Source organism: Rhodanobacter caeni (assembly GCF_039523575.1).
GTDB classification, from domain to species: domain Bacteria; phylum Pseudomonadota; class Gammaproteobacteria; order Xanthomonadales; family Rhodanobacteraceae; genus Rhodanobacter; species Rhodanobacter caeni.
Window position 1 is genome coordinate 57,478 of record NZ_BAAAFO010000001.1, and the last position, 15,316, is coordinate 72,793.

The window sequence follows — 15,316 nt, forward strand, 5'->3', positions numbered from 1 at the left end:
CGCCATGGATACGTTCACCCTGCAACGCGGCCGCGCGCCGCTGCTGATCAGCCTGCCGCACGACAGCAGCGTCATCCCCGCCGATATCGCCGCGCGCATGCACCCGTGGGCGCATCGTTCGCCGGATACCGACTGGCATGTGGGACGGTTGTACGAGCCGCTGGCGCAAGCGTTGGGCGCCAGCGTGCTGCGGCCGATGGCATCGCGCTACGTGGTCGACCTCAATCGCCCCGCCGATGGCCATGCGCTGTACCCGGGCCAGCGCGAGACCGGGCTGGTGCCGTCGATCGGCTTCGATGGCGAACCGCTGTACAGCGTGGTAGATCCGATCGACGCGGCGGAAGTGCAGCAACGTGTCGATCGCTACTGGCGTCCCTATCACCAGGCGCTGGCCGATGAACTGGCGCGCCTGCACGCCGCGCACGGCCGCGTGGTGTTGTGGGAGGGCCATTCGATCCGCAGCGAGGTACCCATGCTGTTCGAGGGCCGCCTGCCGGACTTCAACCTCGGCACCGCCGCCGGTGCCAGCTGCAGCCCCACGTTGCAGGCGCAGCTGGAAGCGTGCCTGGCCGCGCAGTCGCGCTTCAGCGTGGCGGTCAACGGGCGCTTCAAGGGTGGCTACATCACGCGCCATTACGGCGCGCCGGCAAGCGGCGTGCAGGCGGTGCAACTGGAACTGGCGCAGCGCCATTACATGGACGAACAGACCTTTGCCTACGACGAGGCCAAGGCGCCGGCGGTGCAGCAATTGATCGAAAAACTGCTGCGGATCTGCCTTGCGAACGCCGCCGCATGACGCCCGTAGGAGGGCTTCAACGCAGTGCGGCTACGCACTTCAGTTCAATCGCGGTCGGCGTGGGCAGGCGGTCGATGCCCAGCGTGGTGCGACAGGCATCCACGCCGGCGAAATACTCCGCGTACAGGCGGTTGTAGGTGGCGAAATCGCGCTCCATGTCGGTCAGGAACACGGTGACGTCGACCAGGTCGGTCCAGGCCGCGCCGCTGGCTTCCAGCACGGCGCGCACGTTGGCGAACACCTGGCGGCACTGCGCCTCGATGTCGTAGCCGATCAGTCGCCCGTCCGCCGCGTGGACGTTGCCTGGCACCGTGTCGCTGCCCGGCTGGCGCGGGCCCACGCCGGACAGGAACAGCAGGTTGCCCACGCGCCGCGCATGCGGGTACGCGCCGATGGGCGCGGGCGCGCTCTCGATGCGGAAGCTGGCGTCGGAATCGGGCATGGCCGGTTGCTCCAGGTTTGTCGAAGAGTCAGATGGCCGAGCCATCACGTTGTGCATGACGCCACTGCGCGTTCAAACTTTTTGTTCCTGCGCTTCCGGGGCGGATACCGTCTCCAGCAGCTGGTCCAGCGCGGCCGGGTGCTGCCGCGGTTGCGTGGTGATGGCGTAAAAGCGCTCGCGCAGCAGATCGGAATGGCCGACACGCGTCAGTGCGCCGGATTCCAGCTCGTCCTGCACCACCACGGCCGGCAGGATCGTCAGCCAGCCGCTGTCGCGCGCCACCAGGCGCAACATGGTCATATCGTCGATTTCCGCGCGCAACAGCGGGGCGACGTTGGCGGACGAACACAGCGCGTCGAATTCGGCGCGCAGGGCGTGGCGGGGGCCGGGGAGCGCCACGGGCAGACCGTCCAGATCTTCGGGAATGCGCAACTTGCGTCCGCCCCAGATCGCGGTTTGGCCGACGACGGAAATCTCCTGGCTGCCAAGGAACTTCGTGTGCAGCGGCAAGTCGGGCGTCGAGGAAACGGGCGAATTGGCGAGCACGAGATCGAGCTTGTGCTGTACCAGACGCTGGATCAATTCGTCGAGCATGCCTGATTCGATGATCAGGATGACTGACGGATCGCGCATCATCGGGCGAAGCAGGTTTTCCTGGTAGTTGCGGCTCATGGTGGACACGCCACCAATGCGTACCCGCGTCATGCCCTGGTAATGACCGTCCAGCCAGCCGAGCATTTCCTCGCCCAGACCGAAGATGTTTTCCGCATATCGATAGACCTGCTGCCCGGTAGCGGTCAGCAGAAGTTGCCGGCCACGACGCTCGAACAGCGGATGGCCGAGGCGTTCCTCCAGGTGGCGGATCTGCGAGGAAAGCGTTGACTGGGAGACGTGCAGGCTCTGCGCCGCCTGTGTCAGGCGGCCTTCGGTGGTGACCTTCCAGAAGGCGAACAGGTGCCGGAAGTTGAGTTGCTGCAGATCCATCGTTCTGTTTTTCAGAACCAAAACTCGTAATAAATATATTTTACACAAACCGTATTCTCCCGGATCATGGCGCCTGTTTTGCGCCGGGAGGTACGCATTTGCTGTTTGCCATCAACTATGTGGCCGCCGTATTGCCAGCCTTGCTGATGCTCGGTGCGGCGTGGACGCCGCGTTTGCGGCGTGGTTCGACGATCTCTCGCTGGCGTGGCTTCAATGTTCTGGCCGTGGTCGCGCTGGTGTTGGCGTCGATCTCGCTGGCGCTGGAACTGGTGGTTGTCCGAATGCCCGGATGGCGCGCGTTCGACGGCGGGCATTTCTGGCTTTCGCCCAATGTGTTCGGCTGTTGGGTGAGCCTGCTGGTGCAGTTCCTCGGTACGGTCATCGGCGTCTACTCGATGCGTCATTTGCGCGGTGAACACCGGCAGGGAACCTACATCGCGTCACTGGCCGTCGTGCTGGCCAGCGTGCACTTCCTGTTGTTGGCCAATCATTGGGTGACGCTGATCGGCTCCTGGATGGCGATCGGCCTGGGCATGCAGCGGCTGCTGACGTTCTACCCCGAGCGCGGCTTCGCACAGTTGGCCGCCCACAAGAAACGCATCGCCGACCGGCTGGCCGACCTGCTGCTGATCGTTGCGGCGGTGCTGGCCTGGCGCGCCGCGGGCAGCGGCCTGCTGAGCGTGCTCATGGAGCGCGTGGCCGCGGGTGCGCGCTCGCCGGAGTTGACCGCCAGTGCGGTATTGCTGGCGTTGGCGGTGATCCTGCGCACGGCGCTGCTGCCGGTGCACGGATGGCTGATCCAGGTGATGGAGGCGCCGACCCCGGTGTCGGCGCTGCTGCATGCCGGCGTGGTCAACCTGGGTGGTTATGTGCTGGTGTTCTTTGCCCCGCTGCTGGGCATCTCCGATGTCGCACACTGGTGCCTGGTGGTGGCCGGCCTGCTCAGCACGGTATTGGGCGGCACCGTGATGATCACCCGGGTCAGCCTGAAGGTGCATCTGGCCTGGTCGACGCTGAGCCAGATGGGTTTCATGTTGCTGGAGTGCGGGCTCGGGCTGTACGAACTGGCCGCGCTTCACCTGCTAGGACACTCGTTGTACAAGGCGCATTCGTTCCTGGCGGCTTCATCCGCGGTCAGGAATACGCGCATCGCGCGTTTGCACGAGGATGGCCACAACCGACGCTCGAGCCTGCTCTGGGCACCGCTGGCCAGTGGCCTGGTGGTCTGGTGCGTGCAGCGTTGGCTGGCCGAGCTGCCTTGGCCGTGGTGGTGGAGCGCGATCCTGGCGCTGGCCTGGGCACCGCTGCTGTGGTTGCCCGCGCGCCATCGCCGGTGGCATGCGTTGACCGGCCTGGCCATGGTCATTGGATTCACGGCGGCCGTTTTCGCGGTCGAATATCTGCCATTGGGGGCAAGCTTCGCGCCGTTCGAAGCGGCCGGACCGTTGGCGGTTGCCGGCATGGTCTTCATGTATGCCGGATTCGTGGCCCTGCAATGGTGGCCGCACGGGTTCGTGAGCTTGCGCCAGTGGATCTACGCAGGCTTCTATCTGGACGAGCTGTACACCGTGCTGGTGTTGCGTCTGTGGCCGCAGCATCAGCCCGGGTCCGCGGGTAGCCGTTTTCCCGCCACGCAGTCCGTGCCGGCAAGGGATGAGTGATGAGCGTGAGCGAAGCAATGACGGATTTTGCCGGCACCGGCACCGGTGTGGATGCCGGCGCGGTACGCGAAGCCTGCGCGCAGGCCGTGCACAGCATCGCGCCAAGCTGGCCGCTGGATGGCGCGGTGGCGATCAACCCGCATTGGTACCGGATCCACATGCCGGTGCGCGAGGTGGCGGCGCGGTTGGTCCTGCTGGGCGGAATCAACGTGCTGCCGCAGCAGGGCTACCTGCGCGAATGCTGGAGCCAGGGCCGCATCACCTCTGCCGATCTCGAAGCCGCGCGGGCGCAGTCGACGATCGCGGATCTGCCCGACGCTCAGGCCCTGGTCGCGGCGCTGTACGAACCGCCGGTGACGGCCATGCCGTTGATCGTGGACGAGCTGGATGACAGTGCCGGCGGCACGCGTCATCTGCCGTGGCGCGGCGAGATCATGTTCCAGCTCAGCCAGGTATGTGCGGCGTACTTCGACAAGGACCAGTCGCACTGGTTGCCGCGGGCGCCACAGGGCTTGTATCGGTTCTGGACCGATACGCTGCGGCACGAGAAGGGCCTGGGCATGGTCATGGGCCTGCCCGGGTTGCGAGACACGCTGCGCGGTTTGCCGGATACGGCCGAGGTTGCCATGCACTGGGCATTGGCGCGGCTGCAGCTGCCCGAGACGGCGTTGGAACCGTATTTCGAGTCGTTGTTGCTTTCGATCAACGGCTGGGCGTCGTGGTGTGCCTGGTTGAAATACCAGGCCGACGGCCGGGGCTTGGCGGATCGGCACCTCGAGGAGTTGTTGGCCATGCGACTGGTCTGGGAGGCATTGCTGCTGGAGTGTCATCCGCACCGCGCCGACATGGCCGCCGCCCGCCTGCGCATGGCCTGGGCGGTGTTCCCGCAGCGTCTGGCCGCCGTCACCCACCGTGCGCGCATCGACGAAGTCTGGCAGATGGCACTGGAACAACGCTTCCAGCGCGAGTTGGCGGACAAGCTGCAGGCGGCTGTCGGGCTGGGGCATGGCGCTGCGCCGGCGGATGCGCAGATGGTGTTTTGCATCGACATCCGCAGCGAGCCCATGCGACGCGCGCTGGAGGCGCTCGATGACCGCATCCAGACGCGTGCCTTCGCCGGCTTCTTCGGCCTGCCGATGAGCTATCGCCCGCTGGGCGCACCGACAAGCCGGCCGCAACTTCCCGGCCTGGCGTTTCCCGAAGTGGAAGTGGAGGACCAGATCCTGGCACCGGCGGACAGCTCGCCCGACGATGCGCCGGCACGCAGGCAGCGCATGCGCCGGTTGGCCGCCCACGGCCAGTGGCAGAACACCACGCGCTGGCCGAATACCACGTTTTCCTACGTCGAGGCGGTCGGCTTCGGTTACCTGCGGCGCCTGTGGCAGTGGCTGCGGCCGCCGGCCACGCCGCGCCACAATGACGACCACCACGGCTTGCCGCACGCCTGCCGCACGCTGGCGCGCCCGCGCCTGATGGGCGTGCCACTGGAACGGCAGGTGGCGCTGGCGGCGGGTGCTCTGCGTGTCATGGGCATCGATCGCGAGCTGGCGCCGCTGGTCGTGCTCACCGGGCATGCCAGCCAGAGCTGCAACAACGCGCACGCCTCGACCCTTGACTGCGGCGCCTGCGGCGGCCAGTCGGGCGAAGCCAACGTGCGCGCGTTGGCCGCCTTGTTGAATGAACCCGAGGTGCGCGCCGCGCTGGCGCGCGACGAGGGTATCGAGATACCGCAAGCCACCTGGTTCATGGCCGCGCTGCACAACACCACGACGGACGAGATCCAGGGCTTCGATCTGGATTTGTTGCCCGCCCCGAAACAGCCGCGTTGGCAACAGCTGCAGCAGACGCTGGAGAGGGCCGGCGATCGCGTGCGCCGAGAACGCGCACCGAGCCTGTGGATGAGCGCGACCGGCAGCCCTGACGAGGTCCTCACGCGGTTCCGCCGGCGGGCCAACGATGGTTCGGAGACCCGGCCGGAATGGGGGCTCACCACCAACGCGGGCTTCATCATCGGGCCACGCGAGCTGACCCGGCATGCGTCCTTCACGCGCTGCTACCTGCATGATTATGACGCCCAGGCCGACACGGATTTCTCGGTACTGGAGAAATTGATGCTGGGGCCGCTGGTGGTCACGCACTGGCTGGGCTGGCAATACCACGCCTCCACCACCGATCCGCTGCATTACGGCGCCGGCAACAAGGTGCTGCACAACGTGATCGGCGGGCGCATCGGCGTGTTCGAGGGCAACGGCGGCGACTTGCGCATCGGCATTCCGCGGCAGTCGCTGTCTGACGGCCGCACCTGGCGCCACGAGCCGCTGCGCCAGACCACCGTGATCGCCGCCCCGCGGGATGCCATCGACGACATCCTTGCCCGCCATGAGGTGCTGCAACGGATCATCGGCAATGGCTGGATGATCCTGTGGCAATACGAAGGAGGACGGCTGATGCGTTGGACCGACGGACGATGGCTGCCGCTGAAGCAGGACGTGTCTGGCGTGGAATGACCGACCGCCGCATCGCGTGAGCGATGAAGCGGCGAGCGACCATCGCGGCATGCTGCTTCACCGTGCTGCGCAGTCGTCCTTTGCCGGATCGCTGTGGGCGGGTCACCAAGCGACGCAGATGTTCTTCGGCTCGGTGAAGAAGTGCAGCGCGTCGCTGCCTCCTTCGCGGCCCAGGCCCGATTGGCCCATGCCGCCGAATGGCGTGCGCAGGTCGCGCAACAGCCAGCAATTGATCCAGACGATGCCGCAGGCCAGCGCGGCGGCGAGCCGGTGCGCCCGCGACAGGTCCTGCGTCCACAGCGAAGCGGCCAGGCCGTAGCGGCTGTCGTTGGCGATGGCCAGCGCCTCGGCTTCATCCTCGAACGGGATCAGGCTCACCACCGGGCCGAAGATTTCCTGCTGGTTGGTGACCGCGGCGTTAGGCAGCCCTTCGATCACCGTGGGCGCGATGAACCAGCCCTCCGCGCAGCGACCGGATAGCCGCACGGCTTCCCCGCCACAAAGTACGCGCCCACCTTCGGCGCGGGCCTGCGCGATGCAGCCCAGCACCTTGTCGTGGTGCGCTTTCGAGACCATCGCGCCCAGATCGCTGTCCGCGTCATCCGGGTCGCCAACCCGCAGCGCCTGCACGCGCGCCAGGTAGCGGGCGCGGAACGCGTCGTGGATCGACCGCTGCACCAGCAAGCGCGAGCCGCACAGGCAGATCTCGCCCTGGTTGGCGAAACCCGAGCGCACGATGGTGTCCATGTTGGCGTCGGAGAGATCGGCGTCGGCAAACACGATGGCGGGGTTCTTGCCGCCCATCTCCAGCGACACCTTCTTGAACTGTGGTGCTGCCGCCGCGGCGATGGTGCCGCCGGTGGCGGTGCTGCCGGTGAAGGAGATCGCGCGCACCCGCGGGTGTTGGACCAGTGCCTGGCCCACGCTGGCGCCGCGGCCGTGCACGATGTTCAGCACGCCGGCGGGGAAGCCCGCCTCGATGCTCAGCTCGCCCAGCAAGGCGGCGGTGCAGGGCGTGATTTCCGAGGGCTTGGCCACCACCGTATTGCCGGCCGCCAACGCCGGCGCGATCTTCCAGCTGAACAGGTACAGCGGCAAATTCCACGGGCTGATGCAGCCGACCACGCCCAGTGGCTGGCGCAGGGTGTAGTTGATGGCGCCGCGGCCCGGCGTGCCTCTTTCCATCGCGTGCGATTGGCTGCCCCAACTGGTGATGGCGGCGGCGAAGTGGCGCAGGTTGCTGACCGCGCGGGGGATGTCCAGGCGGCGGGCCAGCGCCACCGGCTTGCCGCTGTCGCGCGATTCCAGCGCGGCAAAGTCGTCAAGGCGGGCTTCAATCAGCGCCGCCAGCCGCGACAGCAGGGCGGCGCGCTGCTCGATCGGCGCGACGGCCCATGCCGGCGCGGCCGCTCTGGCCGCCGCCACGGCGGCATCGACGTCGCGGGCATCGGAATCGGGGCATCGCGCGAAGGGTTGGCCGGTGGCCGGCTCGTGCACATCCAGCCATCGATCGGTGGTCGGTGCCTGCTGGCGACCATCGATCAGATTGGCTAATTGCAGCAGAGGCATCCGCCAAGCTTACGTCCAGCGGCCTGCAATTGCACCGAACGCGGGCGTATGCAAGGGCACGTCGGCTGCCGTGCCGCGCTGTTTCTCGCTACAGCGAACGGGTGCGACCGCCATCCACCGGCAGGTTGATGCCGGTGATGTAGCTGGCCGCGGGCGAGGCCAGAAAGGCCACCGCCGCAGCGGTTTCGGCGGGCTCGGCGAAGCGGCCGATGGGAATTGCCGCCGCCATCGTCTGCTGCACGTCGTGCGCGCTGCGCTCGCTGGCCTGCGCCTTCGCGCTCACGATCTGCGCGATGCGTGGCGTGTCGGTGGCGCCGGGCAGCACGTTGTTGACGGTGATGCCGTCGGCGGCCACTTCGCCCGCCAGCGTCTTGGCCCAGTTCGCCACCGCGGCTCGCGTGGCGTTGGACACGCCGATGCCGGCGATCGGTTCCTTCACCGAGGTGGAGATGATGTTGACGATGCGACCGAAGCCCGCCGCGCGCATGCCGGGCAACACGGCCTGGGCCAGCGTGTGGTTGGCCAGCAGGTGCTGGCGGTATGCGTCCAGAAAGGCGGCGGGCTTGGCATCGGCGATGTCGCCCGGCGGCGGGCCACCGCTGTTGTTGACCAGGATGTGCACCGGATGCGCCGCCGCCAGGGCGTCGGCCTGCCGGCGCAGCGCTTCGGTATCGGCCACGTCGGCCACCAGGAAATCGTGCCGTTGCGCGGCATGGATGCGCGGCAGCTCATTCGCCAGCCCGGCAAGCACGTCGGCGCGGCGCGCCAGCACGGTCACGTCCGCGCCCAGCAGCGCCAGCTCGATGGCGCAGGCCCGGCCGATGCCCTGCGATGCACCGCAGACCAGTGCGTGGCGTCCAGCAAGGTTGAGTTGCATCGGCGTTCTCCCTCGAAGCGGGCGGCACGCCCGTCGATCAATGCAGCAACAGGCGCATCGCCACCGCGGCGAGCCAGCACAGCCAGCCCAGCCAGGGGCTGTAGCGCCAGATCGCGCGCCAGCGGTCGATGTCCGCGTCTTCCAGCGCCGGCAGGGCGGGCGAGCGCAGCGCGTACTGCATGCGCATCCAGGTGCGCATCGCGCCGGTTTTGCCGTTCTCCGTTTCGGCGATGATCTTCCATTGCTGCGGGTAGCGCTGCCGCAACAGGCTCGCCACCCGGAAATGCGCGGCGTACGACAGCACGAACAGCGCCACGCCGGCGATCAGCAGGCCGAGGTAAAGAACGATCACGGGCTGCTGACCTGGTCGCCCGCGCTGCCGCTGCCACCGCCGTTGTGGGTGTCGTGGTCGGTGCTCCAGGGCGTCGGCAGCACCGTACGCAAGGTGCTCAGCACGCCGTCGCCCTCAGGGGCCTTCTTGCAGATGGCGTTGTCCACCGCCTTGGCGTAGGTGGAGTTCATCATGCCGATCCACAGCGAGCCGTCCGGACCGTGCGGCACGCTGAAGCTGCCGGTGGAGTTCATGTTCAAGGTGGCCTTGGTGCTGAACGCGGCGGGCGACTGCTCCCAGTAGGTCTGCCCCGACTGCTGCGCGGCCGAGCTGTAGACCAGCAGGTAGCGCGCCTTCTCGCTTTCGATGCTGAGGCTGCCGAACGCGCCGGTGGTTTCCTCGCCCCAGCCCATGTGCTCGCACAGGTCGATGTCCTTGGAGCGGATCGGCTGGAAGCCGGCGTCCAGCAGCACGATGGTGGGCGCGAACAGGTAGCTGCTGTGCAGCCAGCGGCCGTTCAATTCGGATTTCAGCGCCACCCGGTAGGGCAGCTTGGCGTCGACGGGCAGGCGGAACGCCAGGAAATAGCTGTGCGTGCCGTTGAGATTGGCCACCATGCTGCCGCTGCCCAGCGTGAACTTCTGCGGTTGCCACGGCAGCATCCGCTGGTAGGAGAAATCGGCGAAGCTGCTGCAGCACGGCGTGGCCTGCAGCAGCCGCTGCATCGCTTCCTCGCGGGTGTTGCCAGTGTCCTCCGGCGGCCGGAAGTTGGGCGGCAGCAGCGTTTTCACGTTGTGGCAACCGGCCAGCAAGGCGCCGAGGAGCAGGGCGGGCAGCAGGAGGGATCGATGGGTCATGTCCGGTCGTTACTCAGAATTCCGCCAGCCCCGCCGCACGCGGGAAGGGGATGGCATCGCGGATGTTGGCCAGGCCACACACGTACACCAGCAGGCGCTCGAAGCCGAGGCCGAAGCCCGCATGCGGCACGGTACCGTAGCGGCGCAGGTCGCGGTACCAGCCGTACGTGGTGGCGTCGAGCTTGAACTGCTGCATGCGCCGGTCGAGGTAATCCAGCCGCTCCTCGCGCTGGGCGCCGCCGATGATCTCGCCGATGCCCGGCGCCAGCACGTCCATCGCCGCCACGGTTTTCCCGTCGTCGTTCAGGCGCATGTAGAACGCCTTGATCGCCTCGGGGTAATTCATTACGACCACGGGACGGCCGATATGTTTCTCGGCCAGGTAACGTTCGTGCTCGGTCTGCAGGTCCACGCCCCATTCCACCGGGAATTCGAACTTCTGCCCCGATTTCTTGAGGATATCGATGGCGTCGGTGTAGTCGATGCGCTCGAACGGCTGGGCGATGAACGCCTCGATGCGGCTCACCGCCTCCGGCAGCACGCGCTCGGCGAAGAACGCCATGTCGTCGGCGCGCTCCTCCAGCACGGCCTTGAAGATCGCCTTCAGGAAACCCTCGGCGCAGTCGGCATCCGCGGCGAGGTCGGCAAACGCGATCTCCGGCTCCACCATCCAGAACTCGGCCAGGTGGCGCGGGGTGTTGGAGTTCTCGGCGCGGAAGGTGGGGCCGAAGGTATAGACCTTGCTCATCGCCAGGCAGTACGCCTCCACGTTGAGCTGGCCCGATACGGTGAGGAAGGCCTCGCGGCCGAAGAAATCCTTGCGGAAGTCGATCCGGCCCTTGTCGTCGCGCGGCAGGTTGGCCAGGTCCAGCGTGGACAGCCGGAACATGTCGCCGGCGCCCTCGGCGTCGGAGGTGGTGATGATCGGCGTGTTGATCCAGAAGAAGCCCTGTTCGGTGAGGTGGCGGTGGATCGCCGTCATCATCGTGTGGCGCACGCGGGTGACGGCGCCGAACAGGTTGGTGCGCGGGCGCAGGTGGGCCACCTCGCGCAGGAATTCCATCGAGTGCTGCTTGGGCTGGATCGGGTAGGTCTCGGGGTCATCGACCAGGCCGGTGACGATCACCTCGCTGGCCTGGATCTCGAACGTCTGGCCCTTGCCCTGCGATGGCACCAGCGTGCCGCTGACGATCACGCCCGCGCCGGCGGTGAGGTGCTTCACCTCGCTGTCGTAATTGCCCAGCGTGGCCGGCACCACCGCCTGGATCGGATCGAAACAGGAGCCGTCGGTGACATTGACGAACGACAGCCCGGCCTTGGAATCGCGCCGCGTGCGCACCCAGCCGCGCACGGTGACCGCGCTGCCCGCGTCGATCGTGCCGGACAGCGCCTGTTTCACGCTGCAAATGCGGGGACTGACTGCGGCCATCGATTGAAACTCCTGGGCGGGCACCGCATCTGGGTGCAAGGGTGGCAGGCGCCCGCGCCGGACGGCGCGCGCCAAACCGCCATGATAATGTAGGCATTGCCCGGGCCGCGAATGTCCGGGCGCCAGTCCGAGGTCTTGTCGCGCCATGAGCATCACCATCACCCCCGTCGCCAACGAACGCATGCGCCACTTCCTGGCCGGCTCGCCCGCCGCGGCCGGCGTGCGGTTCGGGGTCAAGCGCACCGGCTGCTCCGGTTTTGCCTACGTGGTGGATCTGGCCGAAACCGTCGGTGACGGCGACCAGGTGGTCGAGGTGGACGGCCTGCCGCTGATCATCAACGACAGCAGTGCGGCACTGGTCGAGGGCGTGGTGATCGATTTCCAGCGCCAGGGACTCAACGCCAGCTTCGTGTTCCACAACCCCAACGCCACCGGCGCCTGTGGTTGCGGCGAGAGCTTCACGGTCAGTTGAGCCCGCTCCGGGAGCCCGGCGGTTCCCGTCCTTCGACGCTTGTTCTTCAATGACTTGCAGGCCGCCACCTGGCCGGCTTACAATTCCGCTTCTGTCCGCGCCAATCCTGGCGGGCAGCACACTTGCCTCACCGCACCGGCGGGAGGCTGCGAGGCCATCTGGCCGCATCCACAAGGAGTCAAACCACGATGACCCTGCGTCATTACGAGATCGTGTTTCTGGTCCACCCTGACCAGAGCGAGCAGGTTCCGGCGATGATCGAGCGCTACAAGTCGCTGATCGAGGCCGACGGCGGCAAGATCCATCGCCTCGAGGACTGGGGCCGTCGTCAGCTGGCCTATCCCATCGTGAACCTGGCCAAGGCGCACTACGTGCTGCTCAACATCGAAGTTGGCCAGAACGCGCTGAACGAACTGGAGTCGGGTTTCCGCTTCAACGATGCCGTGCTGCGCCACCTGGTGGTGCGTCGCGACGAAGCCGAGACCGAGCCGTCCTTCATCCTGAAGTCGAAGGAAAAGGACGACGCCAAGAGCACCCGTCGCCGTGACGACGAGGGTGACGGCGAAGGCCGCGGCCGTGACCGCGACGACAACCATCGCGACAGCGACGACTGATAGGAATCCAAAACCATGTCCAAGTTTTTCCGCCGCCGCAAGTTCTGCCGCTTCACTGCCGAAGACGTGAAGGAGATCGACTACAAGGATCTCAACACCCTGCGCCAGTACGTCACCGAGAACGGCAAGATCGTCCCGAGCCGCATCACCGGCACCAAGGCGCGCTACCAGCGCCAGCTGGCCACCGCGATCAAGCGCGCCCGCTTCCTGTCGCTGCTGCCGTATACCGACAACCACGACGTCTGACGACGTCGCCGGGATTCGGGATTTGAGATTCGGGATTCGGTAAGCGGCGGGTTCGTCGCTTGCGCTTTTCCCGATCCCCAATCCCGTTTCCCAAATCCCGTCTATTCGGACACCCGTCCTCTGGCTGCGTCGGGCCACACCGGCGCTAACGAACAGGAAAGCATCATGGAACTCATTCTTCTGCAGAAAGTCCGCAATCTCGGCAACCTTGGCGACAAGGTCACCGTGAAGCCGGGTTATGGCCGCAATTACCTGCTGCCGCAGGGCAAGGCCGTACGCGTCAACGCCGCCAACCTGGAAGCGTTCGAGCAGCGCCGCGCCGAGTACGAGGCCAAGGCCAACACCATGCTGAGCGAGGCCGAGGCGCGCAAGGCCAAGCTGGCCGACGTCACGGTCACGATCTCCGCCCACGCCAGCGCCGAGGGCAAGCTATTCGGCTCGGTCGGCCCGCGCGATATCGCCGAGGCGCTGACCGCCGCCGGCAACGATGTCCACAAGGGTGAAGTGATCCTGGGCGAAGGCCCGCTTCGCAACACCGGCGAGTACGACGTGGTGGTCAACCTGCACGCCGACGTGCAGACCACCGTCAAGGTGATCGTGGTTGGCGACAAGTAAGCCTTGTTGCAAGCGAAAAAAATGGGCGCCGCAAGGCGCCTGTTTTTTTTGGGGAATCGGGAATCGGGAATCGGAATGGCCAGAGCCAGGCCACGCACTCCCCAACCGTTCACCCTGAGCGTAGCCGCGCAGCGGCGAAGTCGAAGGGCAGGTTGCGGAAAGGCTTCGACTTCGCCGCGAGCGGCTACGCTCAGCTCGAACGGTTGAGGGGCTTGAGTCGATCAGCCTCGGCGCGCCTCGGCCCTCCCATGACCCAACCTCCGTTCCTATCCCCGCTCTTATCCACAACAACCCACAGTTTTTCCACAGGGTTGTTGTCTCGACGGCTGAGACGCCGCCGCGCATGATGGTCGGCATGTCCATTCGCGGCGTGTCGGTGCAAGGCGCGCCCGTCGCGGGTACTTTCCGAGGTAAGTCGATGTCCTTCGTTCCCGAGCGCAAATCCCCCTCCGCCGCCATCGAGGCCTTGCGCGTGCCCCCGCATTCCATCGAGGCCGAGCAGGCGGTGCTGGGTGGCTTGATGCTGGCGCCCGATGCGCTGGACAAGGTGGCCGACCGGCTGGCGGAAATGGATTTCTACCGCAAGGATCATCGCCTGATCTGGCGCGCCATCAACGAGCTGGCGAACAAGGGCATGCCGTGCGATGCGGTGACCCTTGGCGACTGGTTCGAGAGCAACGCGCTGGCCGAGATGGTGGGCGGCGCCAGCTACCTGATCGAGCTGGCCAACAGCACGCCCAGTGCCGCCAACATCGCCGCGTACGCCGAGATCGTGCGCGAGAAATCGGTGATGCGGCAGCTGATCGACGCCGGCACCTCGATCACCGAGGACGGTTACCGGCCCGAGGGCAAGAGCGTGCAGGAGGTGCTGGAAAGCGCCGAGCAGCGCGTGTTCCACATTGCCGAATCGGGCGCGCGCGGCAAGAAGGATTCCGTCTCCATGCGCGAAGCGGTGAAGGATGCCTTCCGACTGCTCACCGAGCGCTACGAGAACCGCGGCCAGCTCACCGGCATCACCACCGGCTTCACCGATCTGGACAACCTCACCTCGGGCCTGCAGCCGTCGGACCTGATCATCGTGGCGGCGCGCCCGTCGATGGGCAAGACCGCGTTTTCGGTGAACATTGCCGAGTCCGCCGCCATGCGCGCGAAGAAGGCGGTGGCGATCTTCTCGATGGAAATGTCCGCCTCGCAGCTGGCCTTCCGCCTGATCTCCTCGGTGGGCCGCGTCCACCAGCAGCACCTGCGCAACGGCACCCTGGAAGAGGAGGACTGGCCGCGCGTGTCCAACGCGATCGCGCTGCTGTCCGAGGCCAAGATCTTCATCGACGACACGCCCGGCCTGTCGCCGGTGGAGTTGCGCTCGCGCGCCCGCCGCCTGCACCGTGAGCACGGCGGCCTGGGCCTGATCGTGATCGACTACCTGCAATTGATGCAGGTGCCCGGCAACAAGGAGAACCGCGCCACCGAGATCTCCGAGATCTCGCGCTCGCTGAAGGGCCTGGCCAAGGAGCTGAACGTGCCGGTGATCGCCCTGTCGCAGCTCAACCGCTCGCTGGAGCAGCGCGCCGACAAGCGCCCGATGATGTCCGACCTGCGCGAGTCCGGCGCCATCGAGCAGGACGCCGACGTGATCATGTTCATCTACCGCGACGAGTACTACAACAAGGATTCGCCCGACAAGGGCATCGCCGAAATCATCATCGGCAAGCAGCGCAACGGCCCCACCGACACCTGCAAGCTGACCTTCCTGGGTCACTACACCAAGTTCGAGAACTACGCGGCCGACTCGTTCGTGGGGAGTTTTGACTAGGGCCGTCATTCGGGATCCGGGATTCGGAAGAGCCGCGCGCTAGCCATCTGGAAGTGCCAGCGCCGACGGCGCGCGGCAAAAACCCACAAGCATCCGCGCCGAA

General features: G+C 66.6%; 15 protein-coding genes. 8 read left to right on the plus strand and 7 right to left on the minus strand.

The window, feature by feature from the left end; all coding sequences use genetic code 11:
- Window positions 1–4 precede the first annotated feature (4 nt).
- Entirely contained in the window at window positions 5–796 is a 792-nt protein-coding gene (gene hutG / locus ABD017_RS00250) for an N-formylglutamate deformylase (RefSeq protein ID WP_343879039.1), read from the plus strand.
- Between the two features lie 16 nt (window positions 797–812).
- On the opposite strand, the gene ABD017_RS00255 is transcribed toward hutG, so the two are convergent.
- Entirely contained in the window at window positions 813–1,238 is a 426-nt protein-coding gene (locus tag ABD017_RS00255) for a RidA family protein (protein WP_343879041.1), read from the minus strand.
- A gap of 72 nt (window positions 1,239–1,310) precedes the next feature.
- A complete protein-coding gene (locus ABD017_RS00260; RefSeq protein WP_343879043.1) occupies window positions 1,311–2,222 on the minus strand; it encodes a LysR family transcriptional regulator in 912 nt (303 codons plus the stop codon).
- Between the two features lie 98 nt (window positions 2,223–2,320).
- Between ABD017_RS00260 and ABD017_RS00265 the strand changes: the two genes are divergently transcribed.
- Together ABD017_RS00265 and ABD017_RS00270 are read left to right on the plus strand one after the other, a co-directional pair.
- Complete coding sequence (locus ABD017_RS00265) at window positions 2,321–3,883, plus strand: NADH-quinone oxidoreductase subunit L (RefSeq protein ID WP_343879045.1); 1,563 nt, start codon at window positions 2,321–2,323, stop codon at window positions 3,881–3,883.
- Complete coding sequence (locus tag ABD017_RS00270; protein WP_343879047.1) at window positions 3,883–6,390, plus strand: YbcC family protein; 2,508 nt, start codon at window positions 3,883–3,885, stop codon at window positions 6,388–6,390. Before ABD017_RS00265 ends, ABD017_RS00270 begins: the two co-directional genes overlap by 1 nt.
- Window positions 6,391–6,492: 102 nt before the next feature.
- Here the strand turns inward: ABD017_RS00270 and ABD017_RS00275 are convergent, their stop codons facing one another.
- From ABD017_RS00275 to asnS, 5 genes are all read right to left on the minus strand, one after another.
- A complete protein-coding gene (locus tag ABD017_RS00275; RefSeq protein ID WP_343879049.1) occupies window positions 6,493–7,959 on the minus strand; it encodes an aldehyde dehydrogenase in 1,467 nt (488 codons plus the stop codon).
- Between the two features lie 88 nt (window positions 7,960–8,047).
- Window positions 8,048–8,836 carry an SDR family oxidoreductase gene (locus ABD017_RS00280; protein WP_343879051.1) on the minus strand — a complete coding sequence of 263 codons (789 nt, stop codon included), beginning with the start codon at window positions 8,834–8,836 and terminating at the stop codon, window positions 8,048–8,050.
- 37 nt (window positions 8,837–8,873) lie between these two features.
- Window positions 8,874–9,188, minus strand: coding sequence for a hypothetical protein (locus ABD017_RS00285; protein WP_343879053.1), 315 nt, complete (start codon window positions 9,186–9,188; stop codon window positions 8,874–8,876).
- Window positions 9,185–10,024, minus strand: a complete 840-nt coding sequence (locus tag ABD017_RS00290; protein WP_343879055.1) for a MalM family protein — start codon at window positions 10,022–10,024, stop codon at window positions 9,185–9,187. The genes ABD017_RS00285 and ABD017_RS00290 overlap by 4 nt, the downstream gene beginning before the upstream one ends.
- 13 nt (window positions 10,025–10,037) lie before the next feature.
- Complete coding sequence (gene asnS, locus ABD017_RS00295; RefSeq protein ID WP_343879057.1) at window positions 10,038–11,453, minus strand: asparagine--tRNA ligase; 1,416 nt, start codon at window positions 11,451–11,453, stop codon at window positions 10,038–10,040.
- 145 nt (window positions 11,454–11,598) lie between these two features.
- Between asnS and ABD017_RS00300 the strand changes: the two genes are divergently transcribed.
- From ABD017_RS00300 to ABD017_RS00320, 5 genes are all read left to right on the plus strand, one after another.
- Window positions 11,599–11,925 carry a HesB/IscA family protein gene (locus ABD017_RS00300; RefSeq protein ID WP_343879059.1) on the plus strand — a complete coding sequence of 109 codons (327 nt, stop codon included), beginning with the start codon at window positions 11,599–11,601 and terminating at the stop codon, window positions 11,923–11,925.
- Between the two features lie 188 nt (window positions 11,926–12,113).
- Window positions 12,114–12,539: a 30S ribosomal protein S6 gene (rpsF, locus tag ABD017_RS00305; RefSeq protein ID WP_343879060.1), complete on the plus strand. Its 426-nt coding sequence runs from the start codon at window positions 12,114–12,116 to the stop codon at window positions 12,537–12,539.
- A gap of 15 nt (window positions 12,540–12,554) precedes the next feature.
- Window positions 12,555–12,785, plus strand: coding sequence for a 30S ribosomal protein S18 (rpsR, locus tag ABD017_RS00310; RefSeq protein WP_007081973.1), 231 nt, complete (start codon window positions 12,555–12,557; stop codon window positions 12,783–12,785).
- Between the two features lie 165 nt (window positions 12,786–12,950).
- Window positions 12,951–13,400, plus strand: coding sequence for a 50S ribosomal protein L9 (rplI, locus tag ABD017_RS00315; RefSeq protein ID WP_343879062.1), 450 nt, complete (start codon window positions 12,951–12,953; stop codon window positions 13,398–13,400).
- Window positions 13,401–13,818: 418 nt separating this feature from the next.
- Entirely contained in the window at window positions 13,819–15,213 is a 1,395-nt protein-coding gene (locus tag ABD017_RS00320; RefSeq protein ID WP_343879064.1) for a replicative DNA helicase, read from the plus strand.
- The last annotated feature ends 103 nt before the right edge of the window (window positions 15,214–15,316 follow it).